Source organism: Sphingobium salicis subsp. salicis (assembly GCF_049472635.1).
In the GTDB taxonomy this organism is placed as follows: Bacteria; Pseudomonadota; Alphaproteobacteria; order Sphingomonadales; family Sphingomonadaceae; genus Sphingobium; species Sphingobium yanoikuyae_A.
Window position 1 is genome coordinate 4,367,417 of sequence record NZ_JAYRCS010000001.1, and the last position, 15,981, is coordinate 4,383,397.

General features: G+C 63.0%; 14 protein-coding genes, 1 tRNA gene and 2 pseudogenes. 11 read left to right on the forward strand and 6 right to left on the reverse strand.

From position 1 onward, the window contains the following. Window positions 1–14 precede the first annotated feature (14 nt). The 6 genes and pseudogenes from VHN57_RS21110 (at window position 15) to xth (ending at window position 5,124) form a co-directional block, all read left to right on the forward strand. Window positions 15–245, forward strand: coding sequence for a DNA-binding protein (locus VHN57_RS21110; RefSeq protein ID WP_278393292.1), 231 nt, complete (start codon window positions 15–17; stop codon window positions 243–245). Beyond that, window positions 242–823, forward strand: coding sequence for a S26 family signal peptidase (locus VHN57_RS21115; protein ID WP_423285263.1), 582 nt, complete (start codon window positions 242–244; stop codon window positions 821–823). The genes VHN57_RS21110 and VHN57_RS21115 overlap by 4 nt, the downstream gene beginning before the upstream one ends. Further along, complete coding sequence (locus tag VHN57_RS21120) at window positions 811–1,458, forward strand: lytic transglycosylase domain-containing protein (RefSeq protein ID WP_423285265.1); 648 nt, start codon at window positions 811–813, stop codon at window positions 1,456–1,458. Before VHN57_RS21115 ends, VHN57_RS21120 begins: the two co-directional genes overlap by 13 nt. A 232-nt stretch (window positions 1,459–1,690) precedes the next feature. Continuing rightward, complete coding sequence (locus tag VHN57_RS21125) at window positions 1,691–2,026, forward strand: hypothetical protein (RefSeq protein WP_423285267.1); 336 nt, start codon at window positions 1,691–1,693, stop codon at window positions 2,024–2,026. Window positions 2,027–2,313: 287 nt separating this feature from the next. Beyond that, entirely contained in the window at window positions 2,314–4,278 is a 1,965-nt protein-coding gene (gene rlxS, locus VHN57_RS21130) for a relaxase/mobilization nuclease RlxS (protein ID WP_423285269.1), read from the forward strand. 49 nt (window positions 4,279–4,327) lie between these two features. Beyond that, window positions 4,328–5,124 (forward strand): annotated as a pseudogene (gene xth / locus VHN57_RS21135) (exodeoxyribonuclease III). Between the two features lie 380 nt (window positions 5,125–5,504). Here xth and VHN57_RS21140 read toward each other — a convergent pair. From VHN57_RS21140 to VHN57_RS21155, 4 genes and pseudogenes are all read right to left on the reverse strand, one after another. After that, a pseudogene (locus VHN57_RS21140) lies at window positions 5,505–6,286 on the reverse strand (IS5 family transposase). Between the two features lie 645 nt (window positions 6,287–6,931). Beyond that, window positions 6,932–8,107 carry a Shedu immune nuclease family protein gene (locus VHN57_RS21145; RefSeq protein ID WP_423285271.1) on the reverse strand — a complete coding sequence of 392 codons (1,176 nt, stop codon included), beginning with the start codon at window positions 8,105–8,107 and terminating at the stop codon, window positions 6,932–6,934. Between the two features lie 69 nt (window positions 8,108–8,176). Next, on the reverse strand, window positions 8,177–9,556 hold the full coding sequence (locus VHN57_RS21150; RefSeq protein WP_423285273.1) for a DUF6538 domain-containing protein: 1,380 nt from the start codon (window positions 9,554–9,556) through the stop codon (window positions 8,177–8,179). 179 nt (window positions 9,557–9,735) lie between these two features. Beyond that, window positions 9,736–9,822: transfer RNA gene (locus VHN57_RS21155), tRNA-Leu, on the reverse strand. A gap of 158 nt (window positions 9,823–9,980) precedes the next feature. On the opposite strand from VHN57_RS21155, the gene VHN57_RS21160 reads away from it, so the two are divergent. Both VHN57_RS21160 and VHN57_RS21165 read left to right on the forward strand, forming a co-directional pair. Then, window positions 9,981–10,733 carry an alpha/beta fold hydrolase gene (locus VHN57_RS21160; RefSeq protein ID WP_284112812.1) on the forward strand — a complete coding sequence of 251 codons (753 nt, stop codon included), beginning with the start codon at window positions 9,981–9,983 and terminating at the stop codon, window positions 10,731–10,733. Continuing rightward, a complete protein-coding gene (locus tag VHN57_RS21165; RefSeq protein WP_284112811.1) occupies window positions 10,733–11,626 on the forward strand; it encodes a tetratricopeptide repeat protein in 894 nt (297 codons plus the stop codon). The genes VHN57_RS21160 and VHN57_RS21165 overlap by 1 nt, the downstream gene beginning before the upstream one ends. Before the next feature lie 4 nt (window positions 11,627–11,630). Here the strand turns inward: VHN57_RS21165 and VHN57_RS21170 are convergent, their stop codons facing one another. Next, the gene (locus VHN57_RS21170) at window positions 11,631–12,338 is read right to left on the reverse strand and encodes an SIMPL domain-containing protein (protein ID WP_284112809.1); all 708 of its coding nucleotides are present in this window, start codon (window positions 12,336–12,338) and stop codon (window positions 11,631–11,633) included. Window positions 12,339–12,440: 102 nt separating this feature from the next. Between VHN57_RS21170 and VHN57_RS21175 the strand changes: the two genes are divergently transcribed. The 3 genes from VHN57_RS21175 (at window position 12,441) to VHN57_RS21185 (ending at window position 14,072) form a co-directional block, all read left to right on the forward strand. Further along, entirely contained in the window at window positions 12,441–12,875 is a 435-nt protein-coding gene (locus VHN57_RS21175; RefSeq protein ID WP_284112808.1) for a VOC family protein, read from the forward strand. Between the two features lie 4 nt (window positions 12,876–12,879). Further along, the gene (gloB, locus tag VHN57_RS21180) at window positions 12,880–13,602 is read left to right on the forward strand and encodes a hydroxyacylglutathione hydrolase (RefSeq protein ID WP_423285277.1); all 723 of its coding nucleotides are present in this window, start codon (window positions 12,880–12,882) and stop codon (window positions 13,600–13,602) included. Between the two features lie 68 nt (window positions 13,603–13,670). Next, a complete protein-coding gene (locus tag VHN57_RS21185; RefSeq protein WP_284112806.1) occupies window positions 13,671–14,072 on the forward strand; it encodes a hypothetical protein in 402 nt (133 codons plus the stop codon). A 16-nt stretch (window positions 14,073–14,088) separates the two neighbouring features. On the opposite strand, the gene VHN57_RS21190 is transcribed toward VHN57_RS21185, so the two are convergent. Beyond that, window positions 14,089–15,867 carry an AMP-dependent synthetase/ligase gene (locus VHN57_RS21190; protein ID WP_423285279.1) on the reverse strand — a complete coding sequence of 593 codons (1,779 nt, stop codon included), beginning with the start codon at window positions 15,865–15,867 and terminating at the stop codon, window positions 14,089–14,091. Between the last annotated feature and the right edge of the window lie 114 nt (window positions 15,868–15,981).

The window sequence follows — 15,981 nt, forward strand, 5'->3', positions numbered from 1 at the left end:
AAGGATGGCTCATCATGGACGACGACGACCAGATCGCCCGGGCGACCCGCGCCAAGCGCGGCTCGCCCTTCCTCAACACAGAGCAGGCGGCGGCCTATCTCAAGATTTCCGGGCTGCTGCTGCGGCGGATGCGACGCCTTGGCACGGGACCGGTGTTCCGCCGCCATTGCCGCTACGTCCAATATCATATCGACGATCTTGATGCCTGGTCGCGCGAACATAGTGCGCGGGGCATTTCCAAATGAGCGGCCGTCGCAGTCGCTTCAAGGACGCGCCGCTGCTCGCCTGGGGCGAGGCGCTTCGCCTGCGCAAGGAAGTGCAGCGCCGCCGTCGCTGGCGCTTCTTCCTCGTCGGCCTGGGCGCGGGTCTGGTGCTGGGCTCGGCGATCCTTCCGCCCACACCGCGCCTGCTCTGGAATGCCAGTGCGAGCGCCCCGATCGGGCTCTACCAGGTCAGCCCCGGTGCGCCGGTCATGACAGGCGAGATGGTGGTGGCGCGCCTGCCCGAATCCTTCCGGGCGCTCGCGGCTGCCCGGCGATATCTCCCCCGCAACGTCCCCCTCGTAAAGCGTGTCGCGGCCGAGGCCGGCGACGAGGTCTGCGCGCTTGGCGACCAGGTCTTCGTCAATGGACGGCCGGTAGCGATGCGCAAGAAATTCGATGCCATGGGGCGGGTCATGCCATCCTGGCACGGCTGTCGCATGCTCCGGCGGCAGCAACTCTTCCTGCTGATGGAGAGTGCCGATTCGTTCGACGGGCGCTATGTCGGGGTGAGCGAAGGCACCGATCTCATCGGCAAGGCGCAGCTGCTATGGCGTCGCTGAAATGGACGGCTGCCGCCCTCGCATTCGCCGCGCCGGTGCCGATATCGGCCCAGTCCACCGGTCCGTCATCGACCGGGAAGCCTGTATCTACGGTCGCGACATGGCGTCCCTACATCCGAGAGGCATCGCTGCGCTTCGGCGTGCCGGTCGCCTGGATCGAGCGCGTGATGCAGGCCGAGAGCCGGGGCCGCACGGCGCAGGGTGGGCGGCCGATCCGTTCTCCGGCAGGGGCCATCGGACTGATGCAGCTCATGCCCGGGACCTGGTCGGACATGCGCGCGAGACTCGACCTTGGCGTCGATCCGGATGACCCGCGCGACAACATCCTCGCGGGCACCTTCTACCTCCGCCTAATGTACGACCGCTTCGGCTATCCGGGGCTGTTTGCGGCCTATAATGCGGGACCAGCGCGCTATGCCGACTATCTCGCAGGTCGCACGAGGCTTCCGCGTGAGACCGTCGGCTATCTCGCCAGCGTTGCGCCGGATGGACATGAAAGCGACCAGGCCCCGGCAACGGCGCGGTTGGTGGAGGGGCTCTTCGCCGTCCGAAAGATACCGGCATCGCCGCCTTCCGATAGCCTCGATGCACGGCCCCAAGGGTCACTCTTTGTCGCCCTGTCGCAGGAGCAATGACGTGAGATCGCGTGCCCTCGAGAGGGAGGAAGCTCGTCTCGATAGGCCCAGTGTGGCGGCTGGCGCAGCGACTATCAAGGCCCGCGGGTACCCCCCGATTTGCTGCGCAAATCGGCTCCCCCCACGTCCGCTTCGCGGCTCTTCGCTTCGCTCATCGGCCCTGGCAGCCGCTGCGCCAACCGTCGTCGAAACGCTGTTCTCGATGATGGGAACGACAGCGAAGGAGGTCATAATGGGCATGGTTCAGCACATCGAAACGGCGTTTTCCGGACGCAATGACAGGGTGGTGTCGGCGCTGATCGCAGGACTTGCGCGGGAGTTTGGGCGCGGCGCGGCTGAAGGCCTGGCGCGTCATTTCCTGGAGGCCGAGAAGGTGGATTTCCGGTGGGATGCACGGAGCGAGGAGAGCTGGCTGGGCCTCTATGAGGACCCCGATAAAGCCGAATTTGAACTGGACCGGATCGCCATCTGTGGCTGCCTTGATGGGTCGTGGTTCACTGCCATCATGCTCGTGGATGGCGACGGGAATGCCCATGGCATGACCGGGTGCCGTGTCGCCCCGGATTGAACGGAGGCGCGCGACGGGATGCTCCATGCGCACTGACCAGCGAAGAGCTCGGGTGGAGAGGCGTCGTTGGTTCGGCGTCGTCTCTCCCCCTTTTTTGAGGCGGGAGGAAAAGGGAGAAGGGAGAAAGGGGAAACAAGATAAAGGCAGTGTCTCGCGCCCCCTGCCAAGCCTTTGTCTGCACATCCTTTCTTCACGAGACAGGCACGCGCGCCCACGAGACAGTCACGGCATGAGTGACGGAAATCAGCCATTTTCTGCCCGAAATCGCGAGACTGAGGCACGTTGTGATGTCTGACGACGATTTTACCCCCAGGCTCGGCAGCCAGCGCGGCAAAGACGGCAAGAAGGTCGTCAAATATGGCGGCCGCATCCGCGCTGCCGCACGCCTTGCCGGCACGAAGACCGGAGTCCGCACGCGACGGTTCGACGGCAGTCGGATCGGGCGCGGCGCCAGCACGGGGCGGTTGCTGTCGAGCCGCGACCGGCTCGCGGGCTTTCGCAGGCGCCGTGCCGTGGTGAAGGCGAGCCTGATCCGCCTGGCTGGCAAGGGCGGCCAAGCCGCCCGCGCGCACATGCGCTACATCCAGCGCGACGGGGTGACGCGCGAGGGCTTGCCGGGCGAACTCTACGGTCCCGAGGCCGACCGCGCAGATGGCGGTGATTTCCTGGAGCGGACCGCCGGCGACCGCCATCAGTTTCGCTTCATCGTCTCCGCCGAAGACGGCGCGGAATATCCCGATCTCAAGCCCTATGTCCGGCGACTAATGACCCAGGTCGAGCAGGACCTCGGCACGAAGCTGGATTGGGTCGCGGTCGACCACTTCAACACAGAGCGTCCGCATACCCACATCGTACTGCGCGGGGTCGATGACCAGGGCGACAATCTGGTCATCGCGCGCGAGTATATTTCGCACGGACTTCGCGAACGCGCCTCAGAGCTTGTGACGCTCGATCTCGGCCCTCGTACCGACCGTGAGATCGAGGCGCGCCTGCGCCATGACGTCGACCAAGAACGGCTGACTGCGATCGACCGCCGGCTGGTCCGCCGCATGGACGTCGACCGAACGGTGTCACCGGCGGACAATGATCCGTTCCAGCAGTCGGTCGCGGCGGGACGGCTGCGCAAGCTCAAAGCGATGGGCCTCGCCGACGATGTTGGTGGCGGACGCTACAGGCTCGCCGAGGGGCTAGAGGAAACGCTTCGCCGAATGGGTAAGCGCGGCGACATCATCCGCCTGATGCAGCGTGAACTGACCGCCCGCAGGCTTGACCGTGCCGGCGTCGAGCAGGTCGTGGCAAATGACATTCGAGAACCGATCGTCGGACGGGTGATTCAGCGTGGCTTTTCCGATGAGCATCGCGACCGGCATTATCTGATGGTCGACGGAGTCGATGGCCGGGTCCATTATGTCGATATCGGCCGAGGCGATGCCACGCCATCCGTTCCCGAAGGATCGACGGTACGAGTCGCGCCGTCGCGGATCGAGGCGACCCAGGCTGATCGCACTGTCGATGCGGTCGCCCGCGCCAATGGGGGGCGCTACTCGATCGACCTGCACTTGGCGCACGATCCGGGCGCCAGCGAGGCGTTCGCAACCAATCATGTCCGGCGGCTTGAGGCGATGCGGCGCGCGGGCACTGGACCCGAGCGCCTGGCGGATGGGAGCTGGACGATTCCCGACGATCATCTCGTTCGCGCCGATGCCTATGCGAGAGCCCAGCAGCGCGACAGGCCAGTCACGCTGGAATTGCTGTCGCGGTCTCCGATCGACGACTTAACCGGGAAGGATGCGCCGACCTGGCTCGATCGGGAGCTTGTCGAGGGCAGTCATAGTGCCGTACGCGATGTGGGATATGGGCGGGAGGTACGGACCGCGCTCGCGGCGCGGCGGCAGTGGCTGATCGAGCAGCAATTGGCGGACGACGAACAGTCCGGGTTTCGATATCGGGACGGCGCGCTGGACACGCTGCGCCGGCGTGAATTGCAGAACGCCGGCGAGCGGCTCGGCGACGATATCGGGAAACGGTTTGAACCTGCGCGGATCGGCGAGCGAATCGAGGGAAAGATCGCCCGGCGCATCGATCTGGAAAGTGGGAGTTTCGCTGTTGTCGAGCGGTCGCGGGACTTCACGTTGGTGCCGTGGCGCGACGTGCTCGAGCGCAACATCGGCAAGGCCGCTTCGGGCATCATGCGCACGGATGGAATAAGCTGGCAATTCGGGCGCGGCCGAGCGGGGCCGACCATCTCCTGACGCATGAGGATCGGCGGAACGACTCGTTGCACAATGCACTTCTCCTTGCGTGAAGATCGCGACCTACAATGTGAACGGCATCAATGGCCGCCTCGCCCTGCTGTTGCGCTGGCTGGAAATGGTCGAGCCGGACGTGGTCTGCCTGCAGGAATTGAAGGCCCCCGACGCCTCGTTCCCAGAGGCTGCCATCCGGGATCTTGGCTATGACGTAATCTGGCAAGGGCAGCCTCGCTGGAATGGCGTCGCGATCCTTAGCCGGGTCGGGGACATCCACGAGACCCGTCGCGGCCTTCCAAGAGATCCTGGCGATGACCAGAGCCGATACATCGAGGCGGCTATCAACGGTGTGCTCGTCGCGGGCCTCTACCTGCCCAATGGCAATCCCTGGGCAGGCCCCAGGTTCGACTACAAGTTGCGCTGGTTCGAGCGCTTACACGACCACCTCGCAGGCCTCTACGCGCTTGATGCACCCGTCGTCGTCGCCAGAGACTTCAACGTCATGCCGACCGACCTCGCCGTCTACGCGCCCGAGCGCGGGCGCGATGATGCGCTGTTCGCGCCGGAGGCCAGGCAGGCTTATGCCGACCTGGTCGCGCAGGGATGGACCGACGCCTTGCGCCATCTCCATCCCGGCGAGCTGATCTACACCTTCTGGAAATATTGGCGCCGGTCCTTCGAACGGGACGCGGGGTTGCGCATCGACCACATCCTGCTCAACCGGCCGGCTGCCACTCGTCTTGTTGGGCGGATGTCGACCGCCGCCCGCGCGGCTGGGAAAAGACCAGCGACCATGCGCCGGTATGGGTCGAGCTTGCCGACAAGGCCAAGCGTCGTGGAAAGACCTAGTCGTCTTCTTTCGAAACCTTAGCATACCAGTCTGCATAACGGCCAGTGCGGGCGAGATGACGGTTGAGGTCAGGCGCGCCGTCTTCACATCAGACCGGACCGCGTTTTTCAGCTGTCGCTTCATTCAAAGACGCGAGACTAGCCAAGCTCAGCCCTTTCTCGTGGAGACGCGCCGCAGCGGCGTCCGCAATTACTTCGAAAGTGTTCGGGGCCTCTTCCGCAGTCCGCTTGAAATTATCCTTCACCCCCGTAGATGAGTTGAATATCGCGAATGATCTCCGTGAGCACCAGCCACAATCGGGCGTTGTCGACCAAGTCTTCACATTTCTGCAAGGTGGTATGCAATTGGACGCTGACGAACTTGTGTTGGTACACGCGGACTAGGCCGCGTTGACAAAGTGTGGCAACCATCTGCGAATGGCGGCGAGGTTCAGGAAGCTTGCGAAGGATAGGGCTGTTTTGTCGTAACGGGTTGCGATCCGGCGGAACTGCTTGAGTTGGCCGAACATGCGCTCGATGCGGTTGCGGTCACGATAGCGGCGGAAGTCGCAGTGAATGGGTTCGCGGCGATTGGCCTTGGGCGGGATGATCGGCAGGATGCCGTGCATCAGCAGATTTTCGCGGACAGCATCACCGTCATAGCCCTTGTCGGCCAACAGCGCCTTGGGCTTGGCGACGGGGATCGCCATCAGGGCATCGACAGCGCCATAGTCGGACGCTTCACCGCCCGTCAGGATGAAGCCGATAGGGCGTCCCTGATTGTCACAGCGGGCGTGGACCTTGCACGTAAAGCCGCCGCGTGATCGACCAAGAGCCTGCGCAAAGGCCCCCCTTTTCCGCCCACCGCCGATACGTGGCCGCGGACTATGGTGCTGTCGATCATATGCTGCCAGTCGTCGGTCAGTCCCAATTCCACCAATGTCGCCAGGATCGCATCCCACACGCCTTGCTCGGCCCAGCGCCGGAACCGCACATAGACTGAGTTCCACAGACCATAGCGTTCGTGCATATCCCGCCACGGACAGCCGACCCGCAAAACATGCAGCATGCCGTTGAGGAAACGCCGGTTATCATGGGCAGGACGGGACTTGCGACCGCGCTCCGATGGCAGCAGTCCCGCGATCACATCCCATTCCTCATCCGTCAGATCGCCCCGGCCCATCGTCGCTCCTCGCAAAGAGAAGCTCTGAATCAGAAATCAGGCCGATTGGGAATCCACTTTGTCAACGCGACCTAGCGCGCGCCCTTTCTTGCTCACTTCTGTACTATCAAAGCCGTCGACAAAAATCATAGGCTCTCTCTGCCCTCATCATAGGCACGCGGTATCGCTACCAAGGATGCCGGCTCTTCTCACGCTGGCCTGTAGTCTGAATAATCCACAGCGCTGAACGGAGCCGCCATTAATTTGCGGTCTTGGGGACCCAATCACCGCGTCCATAGTCGTCCAGCCTTTTCCACGAATTGAAATCATGCTAATGATGCCGTTGGCGCATTCATAAGTCTATGATTTGAATGTGAAATCAATCGTTTAGGTCGTCCGACCGAAAGCTCTTCTGGGACTCACATCGCCAAACACCGATACCGTTGATCTCGATGGAGAAAATATGGTCCCGATCGAGGACTCGAACTTCGATGCCCGGCGCTCTCCTCTTCTGGGCACCATTTGTTCTCATGGCATTGAAAATGCTGGGGGATCGTCGGAAAGACGGTCCCCAGAGAGCGTCTGCTACCCCAAACTGCTACGGGAAAATGGCCCATCGTCAGGCCGAAAATCTCGGAAAATCGTGCCTGTTGAGGGCCGTGGCTGCTAGGCAGGACGAGATGCGTCTCGTGTGATGAACTGTGCTCGTTCGAGTAACTCATCAAACGTGATTATCTCTATCGACCGCAAATCTTGCCGATACAGTTCGAACGTGTCCTGCATGATTTGCCTCTCGCGGGGGGTGGGAGCACGCTCAAACTCGTCGCGGGAGCCAATCACAAGGATTGTTTTGGCGTTGCGGGTCCGTGCCGTAAGCGGCGTTGCGCCGTCACGAGTGAAGTGTTTGCCTGACTCCGCGAAACTCAACCACTCGGCCTTTTGCTCAAGTATCTGGGAAACTGCGCCGGTGAACTTGTCGCTAAAAGCATGCGTGCCCGCACGGCTATCACCTCCCCTGACAGTCTTGAAGATGGGAGTGTCTGGCCGCTTAATTTCAACCAATGCGGTGTAATCGGTGAACTGCATGAGAAAATCGATGACACTCCGCTCTCGGTTGTCGGCACCTCCGGTGGATACGGTCATCTCCCGGTCGAATGGGCGCATGACCCGATAGTGAAGCCCGTAACCAAACACCCACGGCTCGCGCTCGAAGAACTCCTGCCATCGGCGTTCGGACCATTCCTTCGACTGCATCTCTCTTTCAAACTCTTCGAGCGCTGTCCGCCGTCCGAGGAGGACATTGATCTCTTCGGGGGTGAGCGTCTTGCCGAGAGCGCTTAAAAGCGCCGCTTTGTCACCGGCGTTCATGGATCGGAGTTGTTCGATCAGGCTCCTGTCGGCGGCATCGACGATGGCTCTACGACGAGCCCCCCCCGAAACATCCTCAATGTGGAACCCGTCCGGGTTTGAAAGGTCGATGAAATCAACGTCGTCGAGGAAGTTCATCAAGCGGTGATATTCGTCCTGCCTCAACGTGAAACAGTGTTCGTCGTAGCCCTGAACCCAGTCCCCACCATTTCGAGATTGGAAGGTCTGTAGCGTAATACGACGTATTGCTTTGTCATCCTGCGAGACCAGTGCGGTGACTTGTGTCTTGCGTTTCGCGCCCGACATACGGAGCCGCAGCGCGCCCTCAATCTCTCCGATATGAAGAACGTCGGAGCCTTCCAGAACCATGACGACGTTCCGCATCGGCTCGGTATTGTGAGGGAAGGTGAAGACCTTTGAGATGTAGGTCTTCCCCTCCCGCCGCAGTCTGAAGAACTCTTGGTTGTCGCTCATTCCCGGATAGTGAGGGGGTGATTTCAGAATGACAAGTGGCCGCGTTACGCGGGCGGAGGCTTCTGGCCTTTAGGGAAATAGATGCCTGACATCGACGTGCGCAAATGTCATCTTCCGCATCGCGTCATTGAGCACATCCACCCGATAGCCACTACCATAGTTTTCGTGAACGGCGGTGCGAGACGAGCCCGTCGTCCAACCGCCGAGCAGCAAAGCGATGTCGTGGTCAATTCGTGCCGCACGAAGCTCATCTCTGAAATTGTGCCGGAACGAATGGAATGAGGTGCGGCTTCGCTGTGCCCCGCACGCGCGGAGGAACTGGGTGAACCATTTGCTAAAGGCAACGGGCCGTGACCCAGTTGATCCCGTTTCTATATCGTCGAACAGCTTTTTCTCGCCCGCTTTCCGCTTCGCTTCGGCGAAGTGGAGGAGCCCACAGTCAATGAGGGTAGGGTGGACCGGGATGAGCCGGTCGCTGGCCGTGGTCTTCAACTGTTTGTCGGTGCTCCCCACCAGCGAACGCAGGCTCACGACCATACAATCGACCCCATCAACTGGGCGGATGTCAGTCGAATCAAGCTGGCAGATTTCGCCAAGCCGCGCGCCAGTAAACAGCGCGATAAGCGGCACCCAGAATCGCGCGTTGCGCGGTCGCTGGTGGCCGACCTTATTATAGCCTCGCTCTCCATCGACGCAGCCGCGATAGAGCGGCGCGTGGAAGATGGCATGGAGTTGTTCGCGGTCGAAGGGTAAGCGCTTATCCCGCTTGTTGATCGGATCGGGCAGGCGCAGCCCGCGTGCCGGATTTCGGAGGAGCAATTCCTCATTGACGGCCCAGTTCAAAAAGCTGCTCATGTTCGACATCAGTGTGTTGGCATTCGCCGCACTGATGACCTTGATGTCGCCGCGCAAGCGAGAGCGCTCAGCCGCCTCGCGCGGCGAGAGTTTCGGAAAAAGCTTGCCCGCGTTGGCGGGAAGGAAGCGCAGCACATCGAGCATGTCGCGGCAGTGCGTGCGCGAGATCGACGCGATCGGCACCGCCTCCCCAATCACAGCAATGGCGAGCTTTCTGCTCGTCTCATACGCCTCCCGCGTGCTGGCGGTCCACCCGCGCGTCGGGTCGTCGATATAGTTGCGATATGCCTCGGCGAGCGTGAGGGGACTTTCAGGTTCGACACTCACACGGGACGGAAGCGCGATCTGAATCGTATGCTCCGCAGAATCGTCCATCAACGGTCGAACAAGCGTCGCATCAACGGGCAGGCCCGCCATCGCGCGAGCATGCTCAATCTCCATCTCAATCCGAGCGATGACACCGGGCAATCGACGCAAGGCCACAGCCAAGCTGTCCGTGCGCAATGAGCGCCAGATTTCGAGCCGATTCAGCAGGCGCTGAGCGTCAACCGGGACGGTGTGCCGATAGTAGAGTTTATGGCCGCGTCGAAGCATGCCACGAGGTAAATCCCGTAGCAGCTTACCGTAGCAGCCACGGCCCTCAACAGGCACGATTTTCCGAGATTTTCGGCCTGACGATGGGCCATTTTCCCGTAGCAGTTTGGGGTAGCAGACGCTCTCTGGGGACCGTCTTTCCGACGATCCCCCAGCATTTTCAATGCCATGAGAACAAATGGTGCCCAGAAGAGGACTCGAACCTCCACGACCTTGCGATCGCCAGCACCTGAAGCTGGTGCGTCTACCAATTCCGCCATCTGGGCACGGGGTAGGAGTGCGCCTCTAACGGCGGCCTCCAGACCTGTCAACGCGGCAATGCGTTTTTTTTGAACTTTCACGGGAAAGGGCTATTTTTGCCGTCAAAACATGGCAATCCGGGGCCATGCCGTGCCCCGGTCCACAGCGATGGAGCCTTTGAAACTTGAACGCGCCCGAATCTTCCCCCCAATTTCTTGCGCGTGCCGACGGGCTGCGCCTCGCCTATCGCCATCGTCCGGGGCAGGGGCCGACCATCATCTTCCTGCCGGGCTACATGTCCGACATGGAGGGAAGCAAGGCGCTCGCGCTCGACGCCTGGGCCGCCGAGCAGGGCAGGGCGATGCTGCGGCTCGACTATGCCGGTTGCGGCGCCAGCGAGGGTCGGTTCGAGGATGGCACGCTCGCCAGCTGGCGTGACGATGCGCTGGCCCTGATCGACGGATTGACGCAGGGGCCGCTGCTGCTGGTCGGATCGTCGATGGGCGGCTGGCTGGCACTGCTGATCGCGCTGGCCCGCCCGGACCGGATCATGGGGCTGGTCGGCATCGCCGCCGCGCCCGACTTCACCGAGTGGGGCTTTACCGACGCCGACAAGGCGCTGCTGGCGACCGAGGGGCGGATCGAGGAACCCACGCCCTATGGCGACCATCCCTATGTGACGACGCTGGCCTTCTGGCAGTCTGGCCAGGCGCATAGGCTGCTGGACGACACAATCGCGATCGACTGCCCGGTCCGGCTGCTCCAGGGCCAGTGCGATACGGATGTCCCCTGGGAAATCGCGTTGCGCGCGGCTGATCGGCTGCGTTCATCCGATGTGCAGACGCTGCTCATTAAGGATGGCGACCATCGCCTTTCCCGCGACGGCGACATCGCCCTGCTGATCCGCACCGTCGCCGCTCTTCTGGACAATCGCTGATGCCCGTCATCCTCCCCCTCCTGATGTTCATGCAGGCCTATGATCCCGAGATCGAGGCGGTGATGCGCAACAGCCGCAAGAAGAAGGAGGATGCCGCAGCGGCGGCCGCCTCCGCAGCGTCAGTCCAACAGGCCGCTGCCGCGCGATCGGCGCCGGACGCTGACGGGCGCATCCCGGTTCCGGCCAAATTTGCCGGACCGTTCCAGGCCTGTCTCGACCAGGCGCTGGAATCGCCGGACAAGGCAATCACCTTCGCGCAGAATTGGCGGATCGACGGCGGCAGCTTCTACGCCCGCCACTGCATGGGCTTTGCCCTGTCGCGGGCCGAACGATGGGGGCCGGCGATCGTCGCCTTCGAACAGGCAGCCGAGGAAGCCGAGCGCGGCGGCGAGATCGTCCAGAGCGCACGCCTCTGGGGCCAGGCCGGCAATGCCGCCCTTGCCAGCGGCGACGCGAAGAAGGCGCGGGAAGATTTCGACGCGGCACTGGCACGCGGCCTGCCCGACGGCATGGAAAAGGGCGAACTGCATCTCGACCGCGCCCGCGCGCTGGTGGCGCTCGGGGATGTCGATGGCGCGCGCGGTTCGCTCGACACCGCGCTGACCCAGGCGCCCAAGGATCCGCTTGCCTGGCTGCTGTCGGCCACGCTGGCGCGCCGCACCGGCGAACTGTCACTGGCCCAGGCGCATATCGCCCGCGCCGTGCAATTGTCGCCCGATGATGCCTCGGTCGCGCTGGAGGAGGGCAATATTGCCGTCCTGACCGATCATGCGGATATCGCCCGCTCGGCCTGGCAGCGGGCGGTGAAGCTGGCCCCGGATGCACCGGCCGGCAAGGCAGCGGCCGACAATCTGGGCCGACTGCCGGCGCCGGCATCACCTCCGGCGAAGTGAGCTGCTATTTCAGATAGAAATCCACGGTCGTGACGACGCGCACCTTCTTGTAGGGCGTATCGCTCGATCCGTCGCCGCCCTCGCCGTCGCGCGGATCAATCGAGAAATAGCCCTGGGTCGCGCTCTTGATGCCGCCGACGCCCGCGCCTGAGTCCTTGGCGAACTGCTCGGCCGCTGCGCGCGCATCGCGTGTCGCCGCCGCCACCATCGGGGGTTTGAGGTCGTTGAGCCTGGTGAAGCTGTAGCGCATCCCCGATCCTTCCTGCAGCGTCACGCCGCGCCGGACCAGGTCGAACTGTTGCGCGACGGCACGCTGGGCGCGAGCAATGTCGGTCGTGCGCAGCAGCATGCGCTGGGTGATGGTGATATTGTTGATGCCATTGTTGAGATATTGGTTCACCCCCGCGCCGACCGGGGTCAGCGCATCGGGCTTGAAGCCAAGGCTGGCGAAATAGGCTTTCAGTTCCTGGGTATTGGCGTCGATCTCTGCGCGCACCGTCGGCAGGTCGGTGCCGGTCGCCGAATAGCTGATCGACCAGGTGGCAAGGTCGGCGGTCACGTCCTTCTCGGCCAGGCCCCGCACCGTGACCGACCGGTCGGCCGCCCTTGCGCGCTTGAGGCCGTCGCCCAGCAGATAGCCGCCCGCGACCACCCCAACCGCCAATAGGGCCGCCGAACCCAGAAGCACCTTGTCCCGCATTTCCAGAGCCATGATCGCTTTCCTCTTCCGCCAGACCGATCCCGGTCCTATCTAGGGAGCTATCTGCCAATCTACCGATGAACCGTTGCTTTATGGCGACGAACGGAGAAAGCCTTGCTCAAATATCTGCACACGATGATCCGCGTCACGGATCTCGACAAGACTATCGGCTTTTTCGAGCTGCTCGGCCTCCGGGAGGTCAAGCGCTTCGACAGCGAGGCGGGCCGCTTCACCCTCGTCTATCTGGCCGCGCCGGGCGACGAGGACGCGCAGGTGGAACTGACCTATAACTGGCCGCCGCAGGATGGCAGCCCGGCGGAAATCTATGATGGCGGCCGCAATTTCGGCCACCTCGCCTATCAGGTCGACAATATCTACGAGACCTGCCAGCGGCTGATGGACGCCGGCATCACCATCAACCGCCCGCCGCGCGATGGCCACATGGCCTTCATCCGCACCCCCGACAATATCTCGGTCGAACTGCTGCAGGATGGCCGGCTCGACCCGGCCGAACCCTGGGTGTCGATGCCCAATATCGGGGCCTGGTAAGCCGATGCTGCAGGTCGTCCGCGTCCCCGTCCTCTCGGACAATTATGTCTGGCTGTTGCATGATGATGCCAGCGGCCAGACGGTCGCGGTCGACCCGTCGGTCGCCGAGTCCGTGCTGGCTGCGGCTGCGGAACGCGGCTGGACCATCGACCAGATCTGGAACACCCATTGGCACCCCGATCATGTCGGCGGCAATGCCGGCATCAAGGCTGCGACTGGCTGCATCATCACCGGCCCGGCGGCCGAAGCGGCAAAGATCGACACGCTCGATCGACAGGTGGGGGAGGGGGACAGCGTCCGCATCGGCGATCATGTCGCCATGGTGATGGCCGTTCCCGCCCATACCGCCGGCCATATCGCCTATCATCTGGCCGATGACGCGATCCTCTTCGCCGGCGACACGCTTTTCGCCATGGGCTGCGGCCGCCTGTTCGAAGGGACGGCGGCGCAGATGTTCGCCAATATGCAGCGGTTCAAGGCGTTGCCGGGCGACACCATCGTCTATTGCGCCCATGAATATACGGAGAGCAACGGCCGCTTCGCGCTGACGGTTGAGCCGGACAATGCCGCGCTTCAGGTGCGCATGGTGGATGTCCTTGCTGCCCGTGCGCGGGGCGAACCAACCGTGCCCACCACCATCGCGCTGGAACGCGACACCAACATCTTCATGCGCGCACAGGACGTCGCCCAACTGGCGGAGCGGCGCGCCGGCAAGGACGCATTTTAGGCGCGGTCCTCGACGGATTCCGCGTTATCATGGCGTCCTGTCTGCAAGGACATGGATGGAGAGAGGCGATGCGCGCATGGATATGTCTGGCCCCGCTGGCGCTGGCGGCCTGCAGCGGCACTTATGAGCCGACGCCGCTGACCGAGAAGCAGGCGGCTAAGATGGACAAGGCGCTGGCCGGACTGGTGCCGGGCGAGAAGGTGACCTGCGTCAATCGCGAGCCGCAGACCAATTTCACCGTCATCAGCGGCAATACGCTGCTCTATCGGGTCAGCAAGAAGCTGATCTACAAGAACGAACTGATCGGTAGCTGCAATGGCCTGGCCCGCGGCGACACGATGATCGTGCGCACCTTCGGTTCGCAATATTGCCGGGGTGACATCACGAGCAGCGCGGATCTGACGATCGGCATTCCGACCGGCAATTGCGCGCTGGGCGATTTCATTCCCTATCGTCCGCCGGCTCCGTAAGTCCGATTGGACGCGCTTATCCCTTGTAGAGCGCGTCCAGCCGATCCTGATAGCGTTTGCGGATGACATGGCGCCGGATCTTCATCGACGGCGTCAGTTCCTCATTCTCGATCGCGAACGGCTCATCCGCCAGGATGAAGCGGCGCACCCGCTCGATCACCGACAGATCGTCATTGACCCGGTCGACCGCCGCACGCAGCGCCGCCAGATAGGTCGGATCATCGGTGATGCCCTTGATCGGCCGGCCATTGGCCGCCGCCCATTCCATCGTCCATTCCGAATCCGGCACAAGCAGGCCGACCAGATGCGGGCGACGATCGCCATAGACCATCGCCTGGCCGATCTCAGGCTGCAGCGTCAGCATGCCCTCGACCTTCTGCGGCGACACATTGTCGCCCTTGTCGTTGACGATCAGATCCTTCTTGCGGTCGGTGATACGGATGCGGCCGCGATCGTCGATCTCGCCAATGTCACCGGTGTGCAGCCAGCCATCCTTCAGCACCTTCTCGGTCTCGGCCGGGTTGCGCCAATAGCCGTGCATCACCAGCTCGCCGCGCACCAATATCTCGCCATCCTCGGCGATCTTGACCTCGACCCCGTCCAGCGGCGGGCCGACCGTGTCCATCGCGATGCCGGCGGCGGGGCGGTTGCAACTGATCACCGGGCCGGCCTCGGTCTGGCCGTAGCCCTGCAGCAGCATCAGCCCCATCGCCTCGAAGAACAGGCCGACATCCGGGTTCAGCGGCGCGCCGCCCGACACCAGCGCCTTCATCCGCCCGCCGAAACGGGCACGAATCTTGGGGATCAGGGTGCGCGACAGCAGCGCCTTCATCGGCAGGTCGACGATCGACGACTTGCCCTGCTGCTCCTTGGCGGCGATGCGCAGTGCCTGGTTGAGCAGATAGGTGGGGAATTTGCCCTGCTTCTCGATCGACTTGATGATGCGGGTGCGCAGCACCTCAAACAGGCGCGGCACCACGACCATGATGGTCGGCCGGGCTTCCTCGATATTGCTGGCCAGCTTCTCCAGCCCTTCGGCATAATAGATCTGCCCGCCCAGCAGCATCGGCAGGAACTGGCCGCCGCTATGCTCATAGGCGTGGCTCAGGGGCAGGAAGGACAGGAAAACCTCGTCGCCCCAGCCGAAATCCTCTAGCACCACCTGTCCCGCGCCTTCGACATTGGCCAGGATCGCGCCATGATGCTGCATCACGCCGCGCGGGGCGCCGCCGGTGCCGCTGGTATAGATGATGCACGCCTGGTCGCTGCGCGCCGCCGTCTGCGCCAGCGCACAGGCATCGACATCGGCCGGATGGGCGGCGATCAAATCGGACCACAGACGGCAGGTATAATTGCCCTGCGCACCGCGGATCGGCTCCATCGGAATGACCAGGCTGACCTGCGATCGCAGCACGGCGGGCATCAGCGTCGTCGCCAGCTTGGCGGTCGACACGATTACCGCGCGTGCGCCGCTGTCGGTCAGGATATGCTGATGGTCGCGCGTCGTATTGGTGGTGTAGGTCGGCACGGTGATACAGCCGGCTGCCATGATCGCCAGATCGGCGATGCAGAATTCCGGGCGATTTTCGCTGACCAGCATCACCGGGTCGCCGGGCTTCAGCCCTTCCGCCTTCAGCCCGGCCGCCATCGCTGCCACCTGGCGCGCCACTTCGGCCCAGCTCAACGATTGCCATGTCCCCTGCGTCTTGCGCCACAGCAAGGGGGCGTCGCCCTTTTCCTTGGCGCGGGCAAAGAACATGGTGACCAGATTGGGGAAACGTTCGATCGCCCTCACAGGCTCAACTCCTCTTACATCGGCGCGTCTGCCGCGCGCCTGCAGCGCCAGCTGGCTATAGCCCGGCCTTGCCGTAACGGCCATGCACAATAACGGGTTTCGGCGCATATCGCT